This is a genomic window from Duganella sp. Root198D2 (assembly GCF_001428585.1).
Taxonomy (GTDB): Bacteria; Pseudomonadota; Gammaproteobacteria; order Burkholderiales; family Burkholderiaceae_D; genus Rugamonas.
Window position 1 is genome coordinate 123,742 of the sequence record NZ_LMIC01000008.1, and the last position, 16,477, is coordinate 140,218.

Consider the following 16,477-nt stretch of genomic DNA (forward strand, 5'->3'; position numbering starts at 1 on the left):
CCCGGCATTTTACTCTTCGTGCCCGTTCAGCATGTGGACGCCGGGCAGCTGGCAGTCGGCTACTGCGGCAACGATCGCATCGATGGCTGCCTTGCGCGTGAAACTCTTGCGCCAGACCATGACCACGCGCCGGTTCGGCTCGGGGTTGTCGAAGTAGCGGAATGCCAGCATGCCGTCGCGCCCTTCCATGTCCGGCACCGAGGCGCGCGGCAGCACGGTCAGGCCGATGCCGCTGGCCACCATGTGGCGGATGGTCTCCAGCGAGGAGCCCTCGAAAGTGCGCTGCATGCCGTTGCCGGGCGAGGAAAAGCGCGCCATTTCCGGGCACACTTCCAGCACCTGGTCGCGGAAGCAGTGGCCATTGCCCAGCAAAAGCATGGTTTCGCTCTTGAGGTGCTCGGCCGGAATCTCGCTGCGCGCGGCCCAGGGATGGTTTTTCGGCATCGCCACCACGAAAGGCTCGTCATACAGCGGCTGCACCGACATGCCGTGCTCCGGCAGCGGCAACGCCATGATGGCGGCATCGAGCTCGCCCTGGCGCAGCATTTCCAGCAGCTTGACAGTGAAATTCTCCTGCAGGATCAGCGGCATCTGCGGCGTGGTTTCAATCATCCGCTTGACCAAAGGCGGCAGCAGGTAGGGCCCGATGGTGTAAATCACGCCCAGCCGCAGCGGGCCGGCCAGCGGGTCCTTGTTCTGCTTTGCCAATTCCTTGATCGCTGCCGTCTGCTCCAGCACCCGTTCGGCCTGGGCCACGATCTGGGCGCCCAGCGGGGTAACGGAGATTTCCGCCCCGCCGCGCTCGAACAGGACGACGCCGAGTTCGTCTTCCAGTTTCTTGATTGCGACAGAAAGGGTAGGTTGAGCAACAAAACAGGCCTCGGCGGCATGGCCGAAGTGTTTCGCTCTGGCAACTGCTACGATATATTTGAGCTCGGTCAGTGTCATGAACCCATTTGAACACAGTTGAATGCCTTGTTGCAATGCCATGAATGGGTGACGGCACTGGCTATAATGATCTGCAAAACCCCATAACGAGGCAAATATGTCATCCACACTCGGCCACGAAGAAGCCCAGTCGTATATTTATAAACTGCTGACGGCCATGCACCAGGTCGGCGGCTCCGACCTGTTCATTTCGGCGGATTTCCCGCCCAGTATCAAGTCGCAGGGCGCGATGCGCGCCCTGAGCCAGCAGCGGCTCACGCCGGACGTGACCCGGGCCCTGGCCTACGCCATCATGAACGAGAAGCAGCGGCGCGAGTTCGAAACCGAACTGGAGTGCAATTTCGCGATTTCGCTGCCCAATGTCTGCCGTTTCCGCATCAATGTCTTCGTGCAGCAGCAGGCGGTGGGCATGGTGTGCCGTACCATCGCTTCCGAAATCCCGAATTTCGAGAAGCTGGACTTGCCGGAAATCCTGAAAGAGGTCGTGATGACCAAGCGCGGGCTGGTGCTGGTGGTCGGGGGTACCGGTTCCGGTAAATCGACTTCGCTGGCGGCCATGATCGACTACCGCAACCAGAATTCCGCCGGCCACATCATCACGGTGGAAGATCCGGTCGAATATGTGCACAAGAACAAGAACTGCCTGATCACCCACCGCGAAGTGGGCGTGGATACCCTGTCCTGGCACCATGCGCTGAAAAACACCCTGCGCCAGGCGCCGGACGTGATCCTGATCGGCGAGATCCGCGACACCGAGACCATGGAGCACGCGATCGCCTTTGCCGAGACCGGCCACCTGTGCCTGGGCACCCTGCACGCGAATAATGCGAACCAGACCATGGACCGCATCATCAACTTCTTCCCGGAAGAGCGCCGCAACCAGCTGCTGATGGATTTATCGTCCAACCTGCGCGCCATCGTTTCGCAGCGCCTGATCCGCACCGAAGACGGTAAGGGCCGCAAAGCCGCCATCGAGATCCTGCTGAACACGCCGACCATCTCGGAGATGATCTTCAAGGGCAACTTCCACTCGATCAAGGAAATCATGGCCAAGTCGCGCGAACTGGGCATGTGCACCTTCGACCAGGCCCTGTTCGAACTCTATAATAAGGGCTACATCGCCTACGAAGAGGCGCTGCGCAACGCCGACTCGACCAACGGCCTGCGCCTGCAGATCAAGCTGAACAGCAGCCGTCCGCCACCGGACGCCGCCGCGCCAGCGGCCGCGGCGCCGAAGTCGTCGGGCGGCTTGAGCATGCAGTTGGATGACGACGAGGAAGAAGAAGGCGAATGATCGATTTTGAACAGAAGATGTGCTCGCGCGACGAACTGGCCGCGCGGGTGGCGGCGTTGCCCAAGCCGGTGGTGATGACCAACGGCGTGTTCGACATCCTGCACCGCGGCCACGTGACCTACCTGGCGCAGGCGCGCGCGCTGGGCGCCTCGCTGGTGGTGGCGGCCAATACCGATGCCTCGGTCAAGCGCCTGGGCAAGGGCGACGACCGCCCTTTGAACAACTGCGATGACCGCATGGCGCTGCTGGCGGCGCTGGAGTCGGTCAGCCTGGTGGTGCCGTTTGACGAAGACACCGCGCTGGAAGCGGTGCTGCAGGCCAGGCCCGAGGTCTACGCCAAGGGCGGCGATTACGATATGACCGCGATCCCGGAAGGGCAGGCGGTGCTGGCTTACGGCGGCAAGGCGGTGGCCATCGATTTCGAGCACGATCGCTCGACCACCAAGCTGCTGGCTAAAGTGCGCATGTTTGGACAATAGGAGGCCGTCATGGCTTTTGGTGTGCTGCTGACCGACGAAGGCGTGGCCGAATTGGGCAACACGCTGAAGGATTACCTGACTGACGGCCCCGCCGGCAAATTCCTGCCCTGCAAGGAGGCCAGTCCCGACCGCAGCTTCTTCCACCTGGTCGCCGAAGCGCGCAATACCGAGGGGGCGATGGTGGAGGTGGAACTGTACATCCCCAACCGCTACATCAAGCTGGTGATGTCGGGGCTGGAGCGCAAGCACATCGGCTTCCTCTGAGTTGCGCGGGGCAGCAAGGGCGCCTCAGTGCTGCAGGATCGTGATCTTGCCATCCGCTTCAAGGAAAGCGTATTTCATTTTTTCCTGAGGGCAGTCCGCTTCGCGCAGTGACTGCTCCAGGTCGCCTTCTGCGACGTGGTTGCGGCGCAGCGCCTCCTTGAATATTTTTCCGTCGCGCCCGAGCAGCACGGCGCTGCCTTCCACCAGGTCGGCGGCTTTCCTGCTGCGGGCGGTAATGAAGGCGATCGCCACATTCAGCGCCACCAGGGTCACCACCACGACCAGGCCGCCTGCGACCGAGTCATCGCCGCCGGTCAGGCCGGGCGACACCGATTCGCTGAGCAGCATCACGACCAGCAGGTCGAATGGCGTAAACTGGCCGATGGTGCGCTTGCCGCTGAGGCGCATCATCACCAGCAGCGCGCCGTAGATGGCGACGCCGCGCACGACATATTCCCACCACGGCAGGTCGAGCTCGAACATGACAGCCTCCTTCCGTTTGCTTATACGTCGATTCGACTGTGCCCGGCCACACGCTTCCGCCCGTCAACGCCTGCTGGCCGTGGCCTGCTGGAATTGCAAGATATATAATATTGATTTTCAGAAATATTTTATGAAACAAGCGATTATTCTTTTGAGTCTGTGCGGCAGCCTGCTGCCGGCCTTGGCGCATGCCGACGAAGTGGGCGACATGACTGAAAAGCTGCTGAAGAATGCGCCCCTGAAATGCCTCGATGAGGCGCTCACCATTTCAAACAACCATTGGCGCCGCGTCCTGCCGGATCTGGTCCTCGATGGCGCGCGTGAATCCGAAAAGCTGGGCCAGGCATGGGCACCAGGCAATGAGAACTATCGCCAGGCACACGACCTGCTGGAAATGGCATTCCAGGATGATGAGCTGAGCAACGGGCCGCTGCTTGACGCCGGTCTGCAGCCGTTGCTGCATACCATGGTCAGCAGCTGGACGCCGGCCCAGCGCGTAGAGTTCCAGGCCTTCCTGCAGCAAAAGGGTGGGCGCCTTTATTGGGACACGATGATGGACGGCGCGCTGTGCGAAGCCATGATCGAGTTAAGTGCGAAGCCACCTCACGCGCTCCCGCCGGGCGCGGACCAGAATCGCTTGAATGCGCTGGCAACCGGCATCACTATCCGCAAGGCGACGATGGAGCTGGAGTTCAAGCTGTTGCCAAAGGACCAGGCCGCCAAGGTGGATAAAGTGGGCGAGGAACTGAATAAATCCGTGAAGCAGGCATTCGGCAAGGTGTCCCAGGCCTTCGTTCCGCGCGCAAAGCAAGTGTTCGAGGCTGCCGCGCCGGAATTGAAGAAAATCGTAGCGGCCTACAAGCCGTAACGCCGACTGGCGCTCAGGCGCCGCCGGCGTAGCCGTGCTGGCGCCAGGCTTCGAACACCACCACCGCCACGGTGTTGGAGAGATTGAGGCTGCGGTTACCCGGCATCATCGGCAGGCGGATGCGCTGTTCGGCCGGGAACGATTCGCGGAACTCGGGCGCCAGGCCACGGGTCTCGCTGCCGAACACGAACACGTCGCCGGGCTGGAAGGCCAGTTCGGCGAACGGGCGCGAGCCGTGGGTGGTCATGGCGAACATGCGGCTGGGGTCCGGCTGCACGGCGGCCAGGAAGGCAGCCCAGTCCTGGTGCACCTTCATTTGCGCATATTCGTGGTAATCGAGCCCGGCGCGGCGCATCCTGGCGTCGTCGAGCGGAAAGCCGAGCGGCTCGATCAGGTGCAGCTGCGCGCCGGTGTTGGCGCACAGGCGGATCACGTTGCCCGTATTGGGCGGGATTTCCGGGTTGACCAGCACTACATGAAACAAGTTCTTCTCCTAATTCGGGTTCGGGGGCGTGCGGGCGAACACATAGTTCGTTACGCGCGCGGCGCCGTAGCGCTTCAGCGTTGCGGCCAATTCCTGCAGCGTCTGGCCGCTGCTCATGACATCATCCACCACGCCGATATGCCGGCCTTCCACCAGCGCCCGCTCGGGGATCGCGAAGGCATGCGCGATGTTGGCATGGCGCGCGCCGTGCGGCGTGCTGCTTTGGGCCTGCGTGTCGCGCACGCGTACCGCGAGTTTGCCATGTACGGCAATGCCGAGCGTCTTGCCAAGCGGGCGGGCGATTTCCAGCGCCTGGTTGAAGCCGCGCTCCGACAGCCGCTGCAGGCCAAGCGGCACGGGGCAGAGCAGGGCCGGGCGCGGCTGAAGGCCGGCGTCGGCGCGCTGCACCGCATCCGCCAGCAAGCCGGCAAACAGGCGCGCCAGCGCAAGCTGGCGGGCGAATTTTAACTGAAGCACGAGGCGGTCGACCGGAAGGGCGTAGTCGGCGGCCACCACGGTGGCGTCAAAAGCGGGGTGCTCGGCCTGGCAGCGGCCGCAGGGTACGGCTTGCGTTGCCTGGGGCGCGGGCGGCAGCGGATTGGCGCAGATCGGGCAGCGCGGCACGGCAGCGGCGAAGAATTGCCGGTGGCAGCCGGGGCAGAGCAGGGCCGGGCCGCTGGCGCCGCACAGCACGCAATTACAGGGCAACAGGGCGGCCAGCAGGCCATTGGCAATTGCTGCAGCCATCGCAAATCCCCGCGAGCGAGTAAACTGCCCGGATTATCCCATTAAAGAACCGTATTAAATATGCAAGTCCCAGCAAAACCGCCGAAATTAAGCGCTCCGATTGACCTGGATCGCGTCCGCGCCTTGTTTGCCGACCCGGCCCGCGTGGCGGAATCCGATTTCCTGCGGCGCGAGATCGCCAGCCGCATGCACGAGCGCCTGCAACTGGTCAAAGTGAACCCGCTGCGCGTGGTCGATGCCGGCTGCGGCACCGGCCCGGACTTGGCGGCCCTGCAAAAAAGCTATCCGGCGGCCCAGATCCTGGGGGTCGATACTTCCGCGGCCATGATCGCCGCCGCCCGCGGCCAGGCCGGCAAGTCGGGCCTGAGCCAGTTGATTGGCAAATTGCTACCAGCAAAATCCGGCATTGACTACCTGTGCGCCGATATGGCCGACCTGCCGCTGGCACGGAACAATGTGGACCTGGTCTGGTCTAACCTTGCGCTGCACTGGCACCCGCAGCCGGACCGCGTGTTTGCAGAATGGCATCGGGTGCTGAAGGTCGGCGGCCTGCTGATGTTTTCCTGCTTCGGCCCGGACACGCTGCAGGAACTGCGCAGCGCCTTCGCCGAGGTCGACCTGGCGCCGCACACGCTGCCCTTCGTCGACATGCACGATTTCGGCGACCAGCTGGTGGAAGCCGGCTTTGCCGAGCCGGTCATGGACATGGAAAAGATCACGGTGACTTACGACAGCGCCGACAAGCTGCTGGCCGATGCCCGCGCGCTAGGCGGCAATCCGCTGCAGACGCGCCGCAAGGGGCTGCTCGGAAAACAGGCATACCAGCACATGCTGCAGGGCCTGGAAAAGCAGCGCCGCGCGGACGGCAAGCTGGCGCTGACGTTCGAAGTGATCTACGGCCATGCCTTCCGCCCGGCGCCGAAGCTCACCAGCAGCGGCGAAGCGATCATCCGTTTCGACCTGCCAAGGAAGCCTAAAAAATAGGCAGGGCGGGGCAGGGTAACTTGCGTATACCACAGCCAGGGGTGTGCTGCCCTTGATGCAGGACATGTTCACTGAGTATAATCATTAGCTAATTTTGCCATCACTTCGCCCAGCCGAACGCAACAAGGCGGTCCAAGCCAGGCAAACATGGCAACAAAGCTACTGGTGATGTGTGGTCATCGGGAGTGTTTTTCAAGGTTCCAGCACAGTCCGGTCGCGAAATTTTTCGCGCTGGCTTGGCTCGGAGCCTTTAGGTGTTTAGCGTGCGGCAGGTCCGCGGTTAGGCGGGCCTGGCGCTCAAAAATCTTCTTTATTTTTGGGTGGTTGGGGAAAACATGAAACTTGCGAAGCGACTTCAATCGTTGATGCTCGGCTTGGCCGTTACCGCCGCTGCAATGCCGGCGTGGGCTGAGCCTGCGGCGACAGCGGCCGGCGACTACACGGCAAAGACTGGTGGCACCGGCGGTCCGATGGCCAATCAGTTGAACCTGCAGGCTCCTGCAACAAAGATCGCTGCCGACATCTACGACCTGCACACCATGATGATGTGGATCATTATGGTGATCTTCGTCGCCGTGTTCGGCGTGATGTTCTACTCGATCTTCAAACACCGCAAGTCGCTCGGCCACAAAGCTGCCACCTTCCACGAATCCACCGCTGTGGAAATCGCCTGGACCGTCGTTCCTTTCCTGATCGTGATCGGCATGGCACTGCCAGCAACCAAGACCGTGGTGGCGATGAAAGACACCTCCAACGCCGACATCACCATCAAAGCCACCGGCATGCAGTGGAAATGGGGCTATGACTACCTGAAGGGCGAAGGCGAAGGCATCTCCTTCGTCTCCAACCTGTCGACTCCGCGCACCCAAGTGGGCAATCCGGGCGAACAATTCACCGGTAAGCGCAACGAAAACTACCTGATGGAAGTGGACAACGAAGTGGTCGTGCCAGTTGGCAAAAAGATCCGTATCGTCACCACTGCCAACGACGTGATCCACGCCTGGATGATTCCAGCCTTCGGCGTCAAGCAGGATGCCATTCCCGGCTTCGTACGCGACACCTGGTTCAAGTCCGAATACACCGGCACCTTCCGCGGCAACTGCGCCGAGCTGTGCGGTAAAGAGCATGCTTTCATGCCTATCGTAGTCAAAGTCGTGACCGCCGAAGAGTACAGCGCCTGGGTCAACGGCAAGAAGAAGGAAATGGCTGCCCTGGCAGATGATCCGAACAAGACCTGGACCATCGACGAACTGAAGACCAAGGGCGAAAAAGTCTACACCGCTAATTGCGCAGTCTGCCACCAGGCAACCGGCAAGGGCGTACCTGGCGCCTTCGCGGCCCTGGACGGCTCCGCTGTGGTGAACGGCCCGAAAGCAGATCAGGTCAAGGTCCTGCTGCACGGCCAGAAATCCGGCAAGTTCCCATCCGAAATGCCGGCATGGAAGCAACTGTCGGACACCGATATCGCGGCTGTGATCACTTACACCCGCAACAACTGGTCGAACAAGCCAGCGGAAAACATCGTCCAGCCAGCCGAAGTTGTGGCTGCTCGCGCCAAGTAATTAGGAGCATTACATGAGCACTATCGATCACGCACACGATCACGCCCACGGCGACCACGATCACGCACACGATCACCCACACGGCCTGAGCCGTTGGCTGTTCGCGACCAACCACAAGGACATCGGTACCCTGTACATGTGGTTCTCGTTCATCATGCTGCTGTCCGGCGGCGTGCTGGCACTGATGATCCGTACCGAACTGTTCAAACCGGGCCTGCAGTTCTTCCAGCCTGAGTTCTTCAACCAGCTGACCACCATGCACGGCCTGGTGATGGTGTTCGGCGCCATCATGCCGGCCTTCGTCGGCTTCGCCAACTGGATGATCCCGCTGCAGATCGGCGCATCCGACATGGCGTTCGCGCGCATGAACAACTTCTCGTTCTGGCTGCTGCCGCCTGCCGCGATCCTGCTGGCCGGCTCGTTCTTCGTGCCTGGCGGCGCGACCGCTGCCGGCTGGACCCTGTACGCTCCGCTGTCGACCCAGATGGGCATCGGCATGGACATGGGTATCTTCGCCATGCACATCATGGGCGCGTCGTCGATCATGGGTTCCATCAACATCATCGTCACCATCCTGAACATGCGCGCTCCCGGCATGACCCTGATGAAGATGCCGATGTTCTGCTGGACCTGGCTGATCACCGCCTACCTGCTGATCGCCGTGATGCCGGTCCTGGCAGGCGCCATCACCATGACCCTGACCGACCGTCACTTCGGCACCTCCTTCTTCAACGCCGCCGGCGGCGGTGACCCGGTCATGTACCAGCACATCTTCTGGTTCTTCGGCCACCCGGAGGTGTACATCATGATCCTGCCGGCCTTCGGCATCGTGTCGCAGATCATCCCGGCCTTCGCCCGCAAGCAGCTGTTCGGCTACGCTTCGATGGTGTACGCCACCGCGTCCATCGCGATCCTGTCGTTCATCGTCTGGGCCCACCACATGTTCACCACCGGCATGCCGGTGACCTCGCAGCTGTTCTTCATGTACGCCACCATGCTGATCTCCGTGCCGACCGGCGTGAAGGTCTTCAACTGGATCGCGACCATGTGGAAAGGCTCGATGACCTTTGAAACCCCGATGCTGTTCTCGGTCGGCTTCATCTTCGTGTTCACCATGGGCGGCTTCACCGGCCTGATGCTGGCCGTGACCCCGGTCGACATCCAGCTGCAGGATACCTACTACGTGGTGGCGCACTTCCACTACGTGCTGGTGGCAGGTTCGCTGTTCGCGCTGTTCGCAGGCTTCTACTACTGGGTTCCGAAGTGGACCGGCCACATGTACAACGAGACGATGGGCAAGGCCCACTTCTGGCTGTCGCTGATCACCTTCAACGTGACCTTCTTCCCAATGCACTTCCTGGGCCTGGCCGGTATGCCGCGTCGTTACGCCGACTACCAGGCGCAGTTCACCGACTTCAATTCGATCGCGTCGATCGGTGCCTTCGGTTTCGGCCTGAGCCAGGTGTTCTTCCTGTTCTGCGTGGTACTGCCAACCATCCGTGGCGGCAAGCAGGCGGAAGCGAAGCCATGGGATGGCGCTGAAGGCCTGGAGTGGACCGTGCCGTCGCCGGCGCCGTTCCACACCTTCGAAACGCCACCGACTGTCAAGTAAGCAAGCACCATGTCCGACCCGAAGAAGCCGAATGGCAACCTGCGACTGGCCCTGATCTTGCTGTCGGTCGCCGTAGTGTTCTTTGTTTCCGTCATCGGCAAGCAATGGATGCTGGGGCACCACTGAAATGAGCAGCGAAGACAGCGGCAGCAACAGGAAGCTGCTCGGCAAGCTGGTAGTCATCGCCGTCATGATGTTCGGCTTTGGCTACGCGCTGATTCCGGTATACAAGCACCTGTGCGAGGTGCTTGGCCTGAACCTGATCGATGGCAAGCCGCAGGAAGTTGCCAAGAACAGCCAGGTCGACATGAGCCGTGAAATCACGGTGGAGCTGGTCAGCAATGTGCAGGGCACCTTGCGTTTCCGCGCCACCCGGAATAGTGTGACTGTGCACCCTGGAGAAATGACGACGGTGGTGTACGAGGTAGTCAACAGCGTGGCCCGCACGGTCAAGGCGCAAGCCGTCCCGAGCTACACGCCGATGGAAGTAACGCCGCATTTCAAGAAGGTGGAATGCTTCTGCTTCAAGGAGCAGACGCTGAAGCCGAACGAGGCGCGGCAGATGCCCGTGGTGTTCTTCATCGATCCGGCGGTGCCGAAAAGCGTGAAGACCGTCACCCTGTCGTACACCTTTATCGAGGCGGGCGGCCTGGGCAACCAGACAGCGGCCAACTAAGGAAGGCAGATGGGATCGTTTTTATATTCGATGAAAGCAGTGATCTGGTCGTTCTTCGGCCTGCGCCGCAAAAGCGATTTTGAGCAGGACCAGGAGAAGATCAAGCCGGTCCACATCATCGTCGCCGGACTGCTGGGCGCGGCCCTGTTCATCGGCTTGCTGGTTTCGATCGTAAAACTCGTGGTTTCAAAGTAACTATTACAGGATTTTAGGGAGAACAAGATGAGCTCTAATAACGCCGCGGCACCGTACTACTTCGTGCCTGGTCCTTCCAAGTGGCCGATGCTGGCAGGTATTTCCCTGCTGGTGACCATGATCGGCGCATCGGCCTGGGTCAATGATGCACCCTGGGGCATGATCGTCAATAACATCGGTATCGCCATGACCCTGGCCGTGCTGTACTTCTGGTTCGGCGACGCGATCTCCGAGTCCGAAAAAGGCCTGTACTCCAAGCGCATCGACCTGTCCTATCGCTGGTCGATGGGCTGGTTCATCTTCTCCGAAGTGATGTTCTTCGGTGCCTTCTTCGGTGCGCTGTACTATGCACGCCAGATCACCATGCCTTGGCTGGGCGACCTGGACCACAAGATCATCTGGCCCGATTTCGCTGCCGCCTGGAATGGCAACGTCGGTCCTGCCGGCACCGTGGACAGCTACACCCCAATGGGCCCGTTCCCGATCCCGACCATCAATACCGCGCTGCTGCTGGCTTCGGGCATGACCCTGACCATCTCCCACCACGCGCTGCAAGCTGCCAACCGCTCCAAGGCGATCTTCTGGCTGGCTGCTACCGTGCTGCTGGGCGCAACCTTCATGGGCTTCCAGGCTTATGAATACATGCACGCTTACAGCGAACTGAACCTGAAGCTGACCTCGGGCATCTACGGCTCCACCTTCTTCATGCTGACCGGCTTCCACGGTTTCCACGTGACCATGGGCGCGATCATGCTGTCCGTCGTGCTGTACCGCCTGATCCGCGGCGACATGAGCGCCGAACACCATTTCGCCTTCGAAGGCGCGGCATGGTACTGGCACTTTGTTGACGTTGTCTGGCTGGGCCTGTACGTCGTCGTGTACTGGATGTAAGACGCGGGTATAATTTACCCGCAAGAAAAAGCCGCATCGGCCAGAACGCGCCCCAGGTCGCGCTCTGTGCCGATGTGGCTTTTTTGCATTTGAGGTGGCTTACCTGATGCCGGTTGGCTTGATGTAGCCGAGCTTTGCCAGCACCAGGATGGTGACGAACAGCGCGATCGAAAAGCCGACGCGCAGCGCAAAAGCACGCACCATTTTCGGGTTGGCGGACTTGCTGCGCATCATGCTGATAAAGGCTGAAGCCAGGCTGCCGATGATCAGCACGAAGGCTGCGGCGACGAAGTATTTCATGGTAATTGGACGGTATCTTGGGAACACTTATTGTATGGCATTCCGCTTCCGGCTGATCCCCTTCCTGGCCACCATGGTGCTGGTGGCGATCGGCGTTGGCGCCGGCCGCTGGCAGGATGGCCGTGCCGCCCAGAAGCTGGCGCTTGAAGCGCGCCTGGCGGCCGGCAATGCCGCCGCTCCGCTGGCGCTGGGTGCCGCGCCGGTGGTGGCGGCTGAGGTGGAATTCCGCCGCGTGCGGCTGCGGGGGGAGTGGGTCGGCAACTGGCCGGTCTACCTCGACAACCGTCCCCGCGCGGGAAAACCCGGCTTCTACCTCCTGATGCCTTTGCGCCTGGCCGGCAGCGACATGCACGTGCTGGTGGCGCGCGGCTGGCTGCCGCGCGATATGGCCGAGCGCAGCAAATTGCCATCCTATGCCACGCCGGCCGGACCGGTGGCGGTCGAGGGCATCGCGCGCCTGGCGCCGGGCCATGTGATGCAGCTGGGCGAGGCGCCCAAGCTGGCACCGGGCGCCATCGTGCAGAATGCCGATGCGGCGGCCATGGCTGCGGCGACCGGCTGGAAGTTCCAGCCGCTGGTGGTCGAGCAGACGACGCCGGATGGCGCGGCCGCCACCGGCGAAGCGCTGCAGCGCGACTGGCCGGCACCCGCGATGGGCGCCGACAAGCATAAAGGTTACGCCTTCCAGTGGTACGCACTGGCGGCAATGGCAGTACTTTTCTTTGTATTCACCGGATTGAGAAAAAGTGGAAAACGCTAAACAAGACGAGAACCAGCGCCGCCGTGGCCGCTGGAGCATGTTCGCGGTGCTGCTGGTGTGCGCCGCACCGATCATTGCCTCCTACATCACGTATTTCGTCATCAAGCCGGAGGGCCGCACCAACTACGGCGACCTGCTCGACCCGCGCATGCACCCGATCCCTGCCATGTCCAGCACCACTGTCGACGGCAAGCCGCAAACGCTGGACGACTTCAAGGGCAAGTGGCTGATGGTCAAAGTGGGCGGCTCGGCCTGCGACCAGAAATGCCAGGACATGCTGTTCATGATGCGCCAGCTGCGCACCATGCAGGGCAAGGAAGCCGACCGCATCGAGCGCGTGTGGCTGATCACCGACCAGGAGCCGCTGGAGACCTTCATGCTGCGCGTCAACGACGGCACCCGTTTCCTGCGTGCGCCGGCCGATGTGGTGGGCAAGTGGCTGCCACTGGAGAAGGGCGGCAAGGTGGAAGAGCATATCTACCTGATCGATCCGCTGGGGCACCTGATGATGCGCTTCCCGAAAGACGCTGACCCGGCCAAGGTGAAGAAGGACCTGGGCAAGGTGCTCAAGGCTTCGGCCATCGGTTAAGGCGGGCGCAATGGACCATAATTCCTTTGCCCATATGGCGATTACGGCGCTGCTGGTGGCGTCGCTGCCGCTGTCCGCCGTCTGGATTTCCAGGGACACCAACAAGTACCGCAAGCTGGTCTGGATCGCGGTCTTTTTGACTTTCGACCTGATCGTGTTCGGCGCCTTCACGCGCCTGACCGATTCCGGCCTGGGTTGCCCGGATTGGCCGGGCTGCTACGGCGCAGCCAATCCCTTCGTCGCGCACGAACAGATCCGCGCCGCCGAATCGCTGATGCCGACCGGTCCGGTCACCATGATGAAGGCCTGGATCGAGATGATCCACCGCTACCTGGCCATGGGCATCGGCGTGCTGATCGTGGCCATGATGGGCGTGGCGTGGTGGCGTTCGACCGGCCGCGGCCGCGCCGGAGCCGGTGCCGGCATGGCGCGCCGTATTCCGCCGGGCTTCCCGACTTTCCTGTTCTTCTTCATCCTGCTGCAGGGCGCGTTCGGCGCCTGGACCGTGACGCAGAAGCTGCAGCCGATCTTCGTTACCGGCCACCTGGTGCTGGGCATGTCCCTGCTGGCGTTGCTGGCCTGGTTCGGCGGACGGGAAGACCAGCTGCACTCGCCGCTGGCGCGCGCTGCCGGCTCGCAGATGGCGCGCCTGGGACGCATCCGCCTGCTGGCGGCGCTGTCGGGCGTGGTGCTGCTGGCGCAACTGGCGTTGGGTGCCTGGGTCAGCTCGAACTATGCGACGCTGGCCTGCACCGAATTCCCGACCTGCGCCGGCGCCTGGGTGCCGCCGATGGACTTCGAGCATGGTTTCCACCTCTGGCGCGAGCTGGGCAAGACCGCCGCCGGCCACTACCTGCCATTTGAGGCGCTGACGGCGATCCATTGGGTGCACCGCAATTTCGCCGCCCTGGTGGTGCTGGTGCTGGGCGCAACCGCCTGGCAGGCCTGGCGCGTCAACGGCCTGGGCAAGCATGCGCGCTGGATGGCGGCGCTGCTGGCATTGCAGGCATTTACCGGCGTGGCAACCATTTATTTCAACTTCCCGCTGGCCATTGCCGTGGTCCATAACGCGGGGGCGGCGGCCCTGGTGCTGTTGCTGACCATGATAAACTACAGGGCTAAGTACCTGGCTGCCCCCGCCTACCAATAACAATGAAATCCTCCACCTCCCGCATGGCCCAGTACTGGGCCCTGACCAAGCCGCGCGTGACGCAGCTCGCCGTGTTTTGCGCCGTCATCGGCATGTTCCTGGCGAGCGACGGCATGCCTGACTGGCACGTGGTGATCGCGGCCACTGCCGGCATCTGGCTGCTGTCCGGCGCGGCGTTTGCCGTCAACTGCCTGGCCGAGCGCGAAATCGATGCGCGCATGGCGCGTACCGCGCGCCGCCCGATGGCGATGGGCGAGATCACCGTGCCCCAGACCGTGGTGTTTGCCGCAGTGATCGGCGGCGCCGGCATGTGGATCCTGCACCAGCTGGTCAACCCGCTGACCATGTGGCTGACCTTTGTCACCTTCGTCGGCTACGCCGTGATCTACACCATGATCCTGAAGCCGGCTACGCCGCAGAACATCGTGATCGGCGGCCTGTCCGGCGCCATGCCGCCGGCACTGGGCTGGGCCGCCATCGCCAACGACGTGCCGATGCAAGCCTGGCTGCTGGTGCTGATCATCTTCGTCTGGACCCCGCCGCACTTCTGGGCGCTGGCCATGTACCGCAAGGCCGACTACGAACGTTCCGGCCTGCCGATGCTGCCGGTCACCCACGGCATGGGCTTTACCGCCTTCCACGTCTGGCTGTACTCGATCATCCTGGCCGCCACCACGCTGCTGCCGTTCGCCGTGAAGATGAGCGGCCTGATTTACCTGTTCAGCGCGATTGCCCTGAACGCGGTATTCTTGTCCTACGGCTGGCGCATCTACAAGCATTACAGCGATATCGTGGCGCGCAAGGCATTCACCTGGTCCATCATCTACCTGTCGCTGCTGTTCGCGGCGCTGCTGGTCGACCACTACTTCAAGTTCTGAATACGATGAAAAAACTGTTTGCGGCGCTGTTCATGCTGCTCGCGCTGGTGGCCTGCGGCGAGAAGCAGCTCAAGTTTGAAAACACCGACCTGACCGGCCTCGATTACGGCAAGGGCTTTTCACTGAACGACCATACCGGCAAGCCGGTGACGCTGGAATCCTACAAAGGCAAGGTAGTGGTGCTGTTCTTCGGCTTCACCCATTGCCCGGACGTGTGCCCGACCACCATGGCTGAAATGTCGGCCGTGATGAAGGAGCTGGGCCCGGACGCCGACAAGGTGCAGGTGCTGTTCGCCACCCTCGATCCTGAGCGCGATACCAAGGAACTGCTGTCGCAATACGTGCCGGGCTTCGACTCGCGCTTCGTGGGCCTGTACGGCACGCCGCAGCAGGTTGCCGATACGGCGAAAGAGTTCAAGGTGTTCTACCAGAAGGTGCCGGGCAAGACTCCTGGCAGCTACACCATTGACCACACCGCCGGCAGCTATGTGTTCGACAAGGGCGGCAAGCTGCGCCTGTTCCTGCGCCACGGCGGCGGACCGGCGCCTATCGTGCACGACCTGAAGCTTCTGCTCGATTAATGCTGTTTTGTTGCCTAAAAATGACGAAAATTGTAAGAGGAGAGAAAACAGCGTATAATCGCGGGTTGTCTACCTATTTTTCAATTTTTGGAGCTATCTATGACTGTCGCAGAACTTCTCGCTGAAGTGCAGGCACGGGCCGTAGACGATGAGCAGATTGCAGCGTTTCAGCAGCGTATGAAGGTTGCAGGGGAAGAGTTTGAGGCTCTTGTGCGTGAAAGTGCGCCGGACAAGGATACATTGGCGCGGACGTATAGCCTGTAATCCAACCTATAAGATCACCAATAGCAGCCCATGGGCTGCTATTTTTTTTTCCAAATCGATGATTCCATATCTCGTAAGTCAATTCGCGAAGTCAACGTTAAGCAACCTGGTAAAGGAGAGCTTCGGATCCGACTTTCCTGACATCTTCAGTAAGAAACAAGTCGATTACTTATTTCGATATCTGAAAGATCTGGGCGCAAAGTCGATCTTGTTGGAGTTCGACTATGTTGATAAAGATTTTCTGGAAGACTATTCGCTTTACTATGTGAAGCGATTCAGTAGTGCTGGAAACAAGTGTGCCAGGCTGCACTTCTTTTCGACAGAAGTAATGCACAGCACAATTGAAAAGGCACTTCACTACGGTAACCCCCTGTGTCAGACTACTTGTCGGGTAATTCAATCGGTTTGATTGGAACCTGACCAAGGGTCTGGCGCACCGCGAAATGCAGTTGCCGCCTCGGAATCGAC

22 protein-coding genes are annotated in these 16,477 nt (G+C 61.3%); 17 read left to right on the plus strand and 5 right to left on the minus strand.

Annotated features, from left to right (window positions below):
* Positions 1-9: 9 nt before the first annotated feature.
* A complete protein-coding gene (locus tag ASE26_RS10305) occupies positions 10-948 on the minus strand; it encodes a hydrogen peroxide-inducible genes activator (protein ID WP_055932505.1) in 939 nt (312 codons plus the stop codon).
* 97 nt (positions 949-1,045) lie between these two features.
* Here ASE26_RS10305 and ASE26_RS10310 point away from each other — a divergent pair, with 97 nt between their 5' ends.
* From ASE26_RS10310 to ASE26_RS10320, 3 genes are read left to right on the plus strand one after another with little or no spacing between them, the layout of a single operon-like run.
* On the plus strand, positions 1,046-2,242 hold the full coding sequence (locus ASE26_RS10310; RefSeq protein WP_055932508.1) for a PilT/PilU family type 4a pilus ATPase: 1,197 nt from the start codon (positions 1,046-1,048) through the stop codon (positions 2,240-2,242).
* The gene (locus tag ASE26_RS10315; protein ID WP_055932511.1) at positions 2,239-2,721 is read left to right on the plus strand and encodes an adenylyltransferase/cytidyltransferase family protein; all 483 of its coding nucleotides are present in this window, start codon (positions 2,239-2,241) and stop codon (positions 2,719-2,721) included. Before ASE26_RS10310 ends, ASE26_RS10315 begins: the two co-directional genes overlap by 4 nt.
* Before the next feature lie 9 nt (positions 2,722-2,730).
* Positions 2,731-2,985: a hypothetical protein gene (locus ASE26_RS10320; RefSeq protein WP_055932513.1), complete on the plus strand. Its 255-nt coding sequence runs from the start codon at positions 2,731-2,733 to the stop codon at positions 2,983-2,985.
* A 24-nt stretch (positions 2,986-3,009) separates the two neighbouring features.
* Here the strand turns inward: ASE26_RS10320 and ASE26_RS10325 are convergent, their stop codons facing one another.
* Complete coding sequence (locus tag ASE26_RS10325) at positions 3,010-3,468, minus strand: DUF421 domain-containing protein (protein WP_055932517.1); 459 nt, start codon at positions 3,466-3,468, stop codon at positions 3,010-3,012.
* Between ASE26_RS10325 and ASE26_RS10330 the strand changes: the two genes are divergently transcribed.
* Positions 3,467-4,336, plus strand: coding sequence for a hypothetical protein (locus ASE26_RS10330; protein ID WP_156398037.1), 870 nt, complete (start codon positions 3,467-3,469; stop codon positions 4,334-4,336). The genes ASE26_RS10325 and ASE26_RS10330 overlap by 2 nt on opposite strands.
* Positions 4,337-4,349: 13 nt before the next feature.
* Here ASE26_RS10330 and trmL read toward each other — a convergent pair whose 3' ends face one another.
* A complete protein-coding gene (gene trmL, locus ASE26_RS10335; protein ID WP_055932523.1) occupies positions 4,350-4,820 on the minus strand; it encodes a tRNA (uridine(34)/cytosine(34)/5-carboxymethylaminomethyluridine(34)-2'-O)-methyltransferase TrmL in 471 nt (156 codons plus the stop codon).
* 9 nt (positions 4,821-4,829) lie between these two features.
* On the minus strand, positions 4,830-5,567 hold the full coding sequence (locus tag ASE26_RS10340) for a ComF family protein (protein ID WP_055932526.1): 738 nt from the start codon (positions 5,565-5,567) through the stop codon (positions 4,830-4,832).
* Positions 5,568-5,627: 60 nt separating this feature from the next.
* Between ASE26_RS10340 and ASE26_RS10345 the strand changes: the two genes are divergently transcribed.
* The 7 genes from ASE26_RS10345 to ASE26_RS10370 all read left to right on the plus strand — a co-directional run bounded on the left by ASE26_RS10345 (position 5,628) and on the right by ASE26_RS10370 (position 11,487).
* Entirely contained in the window at positions 5,628-6,551 is a 924-nt protein-coding gene (locus ASE26_RS10345) for a methyltransferase domain-containing protein (protein ID WP_055932529.1), read from the plus strand.
* 335 nt (positions 6,552-6,886) lie between these two features.
* Positions 6,887-8,113, plus strand: coding sequence for a cytochrome c oxidase subunit II (gene coxB / locus ASE26_RS10350; RefSeq protein ID WP_055932532.1), 1,227 nt, complete (start codon positions 6,887-6,889; stop codon positions 8,111-8,113).
* A 13-nt stretch (positions 8,114-8,126) separates the two neighbouring features.
* Positions 8,127-9,725, plus strand: a complete 1,599-nt coding sequence (gene ctaD, locus ASE26_RS10355; RefSeq protein WP_055932535.1) for a cytochrome c oxidase subunit I — start codon at positions 8,127-8,129, stop codon at positions 9,723-9,725.
* 9 nt (positions 9,726-9,734) lie between these two features.
* Positions 9,735-9,851: a cytochrome oxidase small assembly protein gene (locus ASE26_RS31470; RefSeq protein WP_229207178.1), complete on the plus strand. Its 117-nt coding sequence runs from the start codon at positions 9,735-9,737 to the stop codon at positions 9,849-9,851.
* A gap of 1 nt (position 9,852) precedes the next feature.
* On the plus strand, positions 9,853-10,401 hold the full coding sequence (locus ASE26_RS10360) for a cytochrome c oxidase assembly protein (RefSeq protein ID WP_057246172.1): 549 nt from the start codon (positions 9,853-9,855) through the stop codon (positions 10,399-10,401).
* Between the two features lie 9 nt (positions 10,402-10,410).
* Positions 10,411-10,596: a DUF2970 domain-containing protein gene (locus ASE26_RS10365; RefSeq protein ID WP_055932541.1), complete on the plus strand. Its 186-nt coding sequence runs from the start codon at positions 10,411-10,413 to the stop codon at positions 10,594-10,596.
* A 27-nt stretch (positions 10,597-10,623) separates the two neighbouring features.
* Complete coding sequence (locus ASE26_RS10370; protein ID WP_055932544.1) at positions 10,624-11,487, plus strand: cytochrome c oxidase subunit 3; 864 nt, start codon at positions 10,624-10,626, stop codon at positions 11,485-11,487.
* A gap of 99 nt (positions 11,488-11,586) precedes the next feature.
* Here ASE26_RS10370 and ASE26_RS10375 read toward each other — a convergent pair whose 3' ends face one another.
* Positions 11,587-11,787: a DUF2909 domain-containing protein gene (locus tag ASE26_RS10375; RefSeq protein WP_055932546.1), complete on the minus strand. Its 201-nt coding sequence runs from the start codon at positions 11,785-11,787 to the stop codon at positions 11,587-11,589.
* Between the two features lie 34 nt (positions 11,788-11,821).
* Here ASE26_RS10375 and ASE26_RS10380 point away from each other — a divergent pair, with 34 nt between their 5' ends.
* From ASE26_RS10380 to ASE26_RS30550, 6 genes are all read left to right on the plus strand, one after another.
* Complete coding sequence (locus ASE26_RS10380; protein WP_055932554.1) at positions 11,822-12,547, plus strand: SURF1 family protein; 726 nt, start codon at positions 11,822-11,824, stop codon at positions 12,545-12,547.
* Between the two features lie 37 nt (positions 12,548-12,584).
* A complete protein-coding gene (locus ASE26_RS10385) occupies positions 12,585-13,136 on the plus strand; it encodes an SCO family protein (protein ID WP_229207189.1) in 552 nt (183 codons plus the stop codon).
* A gap of 10 nt (positions 13,137-13,146) precedes the next feature.
* Complete coding sequence (locus ASE26_RS10390) at positions 13,147-14,286, plus strand: heme A synthase (protein ID WP_229207179.1); 1,140 nt, start codon at positions 13,147-13,149, stop codon at positions 14,284-14,286.
* A 2-nt stretch (positions 14,287-14,288) separates the two neighbouring features.
* Positions 14,289-15,164: a heme o synthase gene (cyoE, locus tag ASE26_RS10395; RefSeq protein WP_055932560.1), complete on the plus strand. Its 876-nt coding sequence runs from the start codon at positions 14,289-14,291 to the stop codon at positions 15,162-15,164.
* A 5-nt stretch (positions 15,165-15,169) separates the two neighbouring features.
* On the plus strand, positions 15,170-15,745 hold the full coding sequence (locus tag ASE26_RS10400) for an SCO family protein (RefSeq protein ID WP_055932563.1): 576 nt from the start codon (positions 15,170-15,172) through the stop codon (positions 15,743-15,745).
* A 99-nt stretch (positions 15,746-15,844) separates the two neighbouring features.
* Positions 15,845-16,009 (plus strand): hypothetical protein, encoded by a 165-nt coding sequence (locus ASE26_RS30550; protein WP_156398038.1) that lies wholly within the window; start codon positions 15,845-15,847, stop codon positions 16,007-16,009.
* Positions 16,010-16,477: the final 468 nt, after the last annotated feature.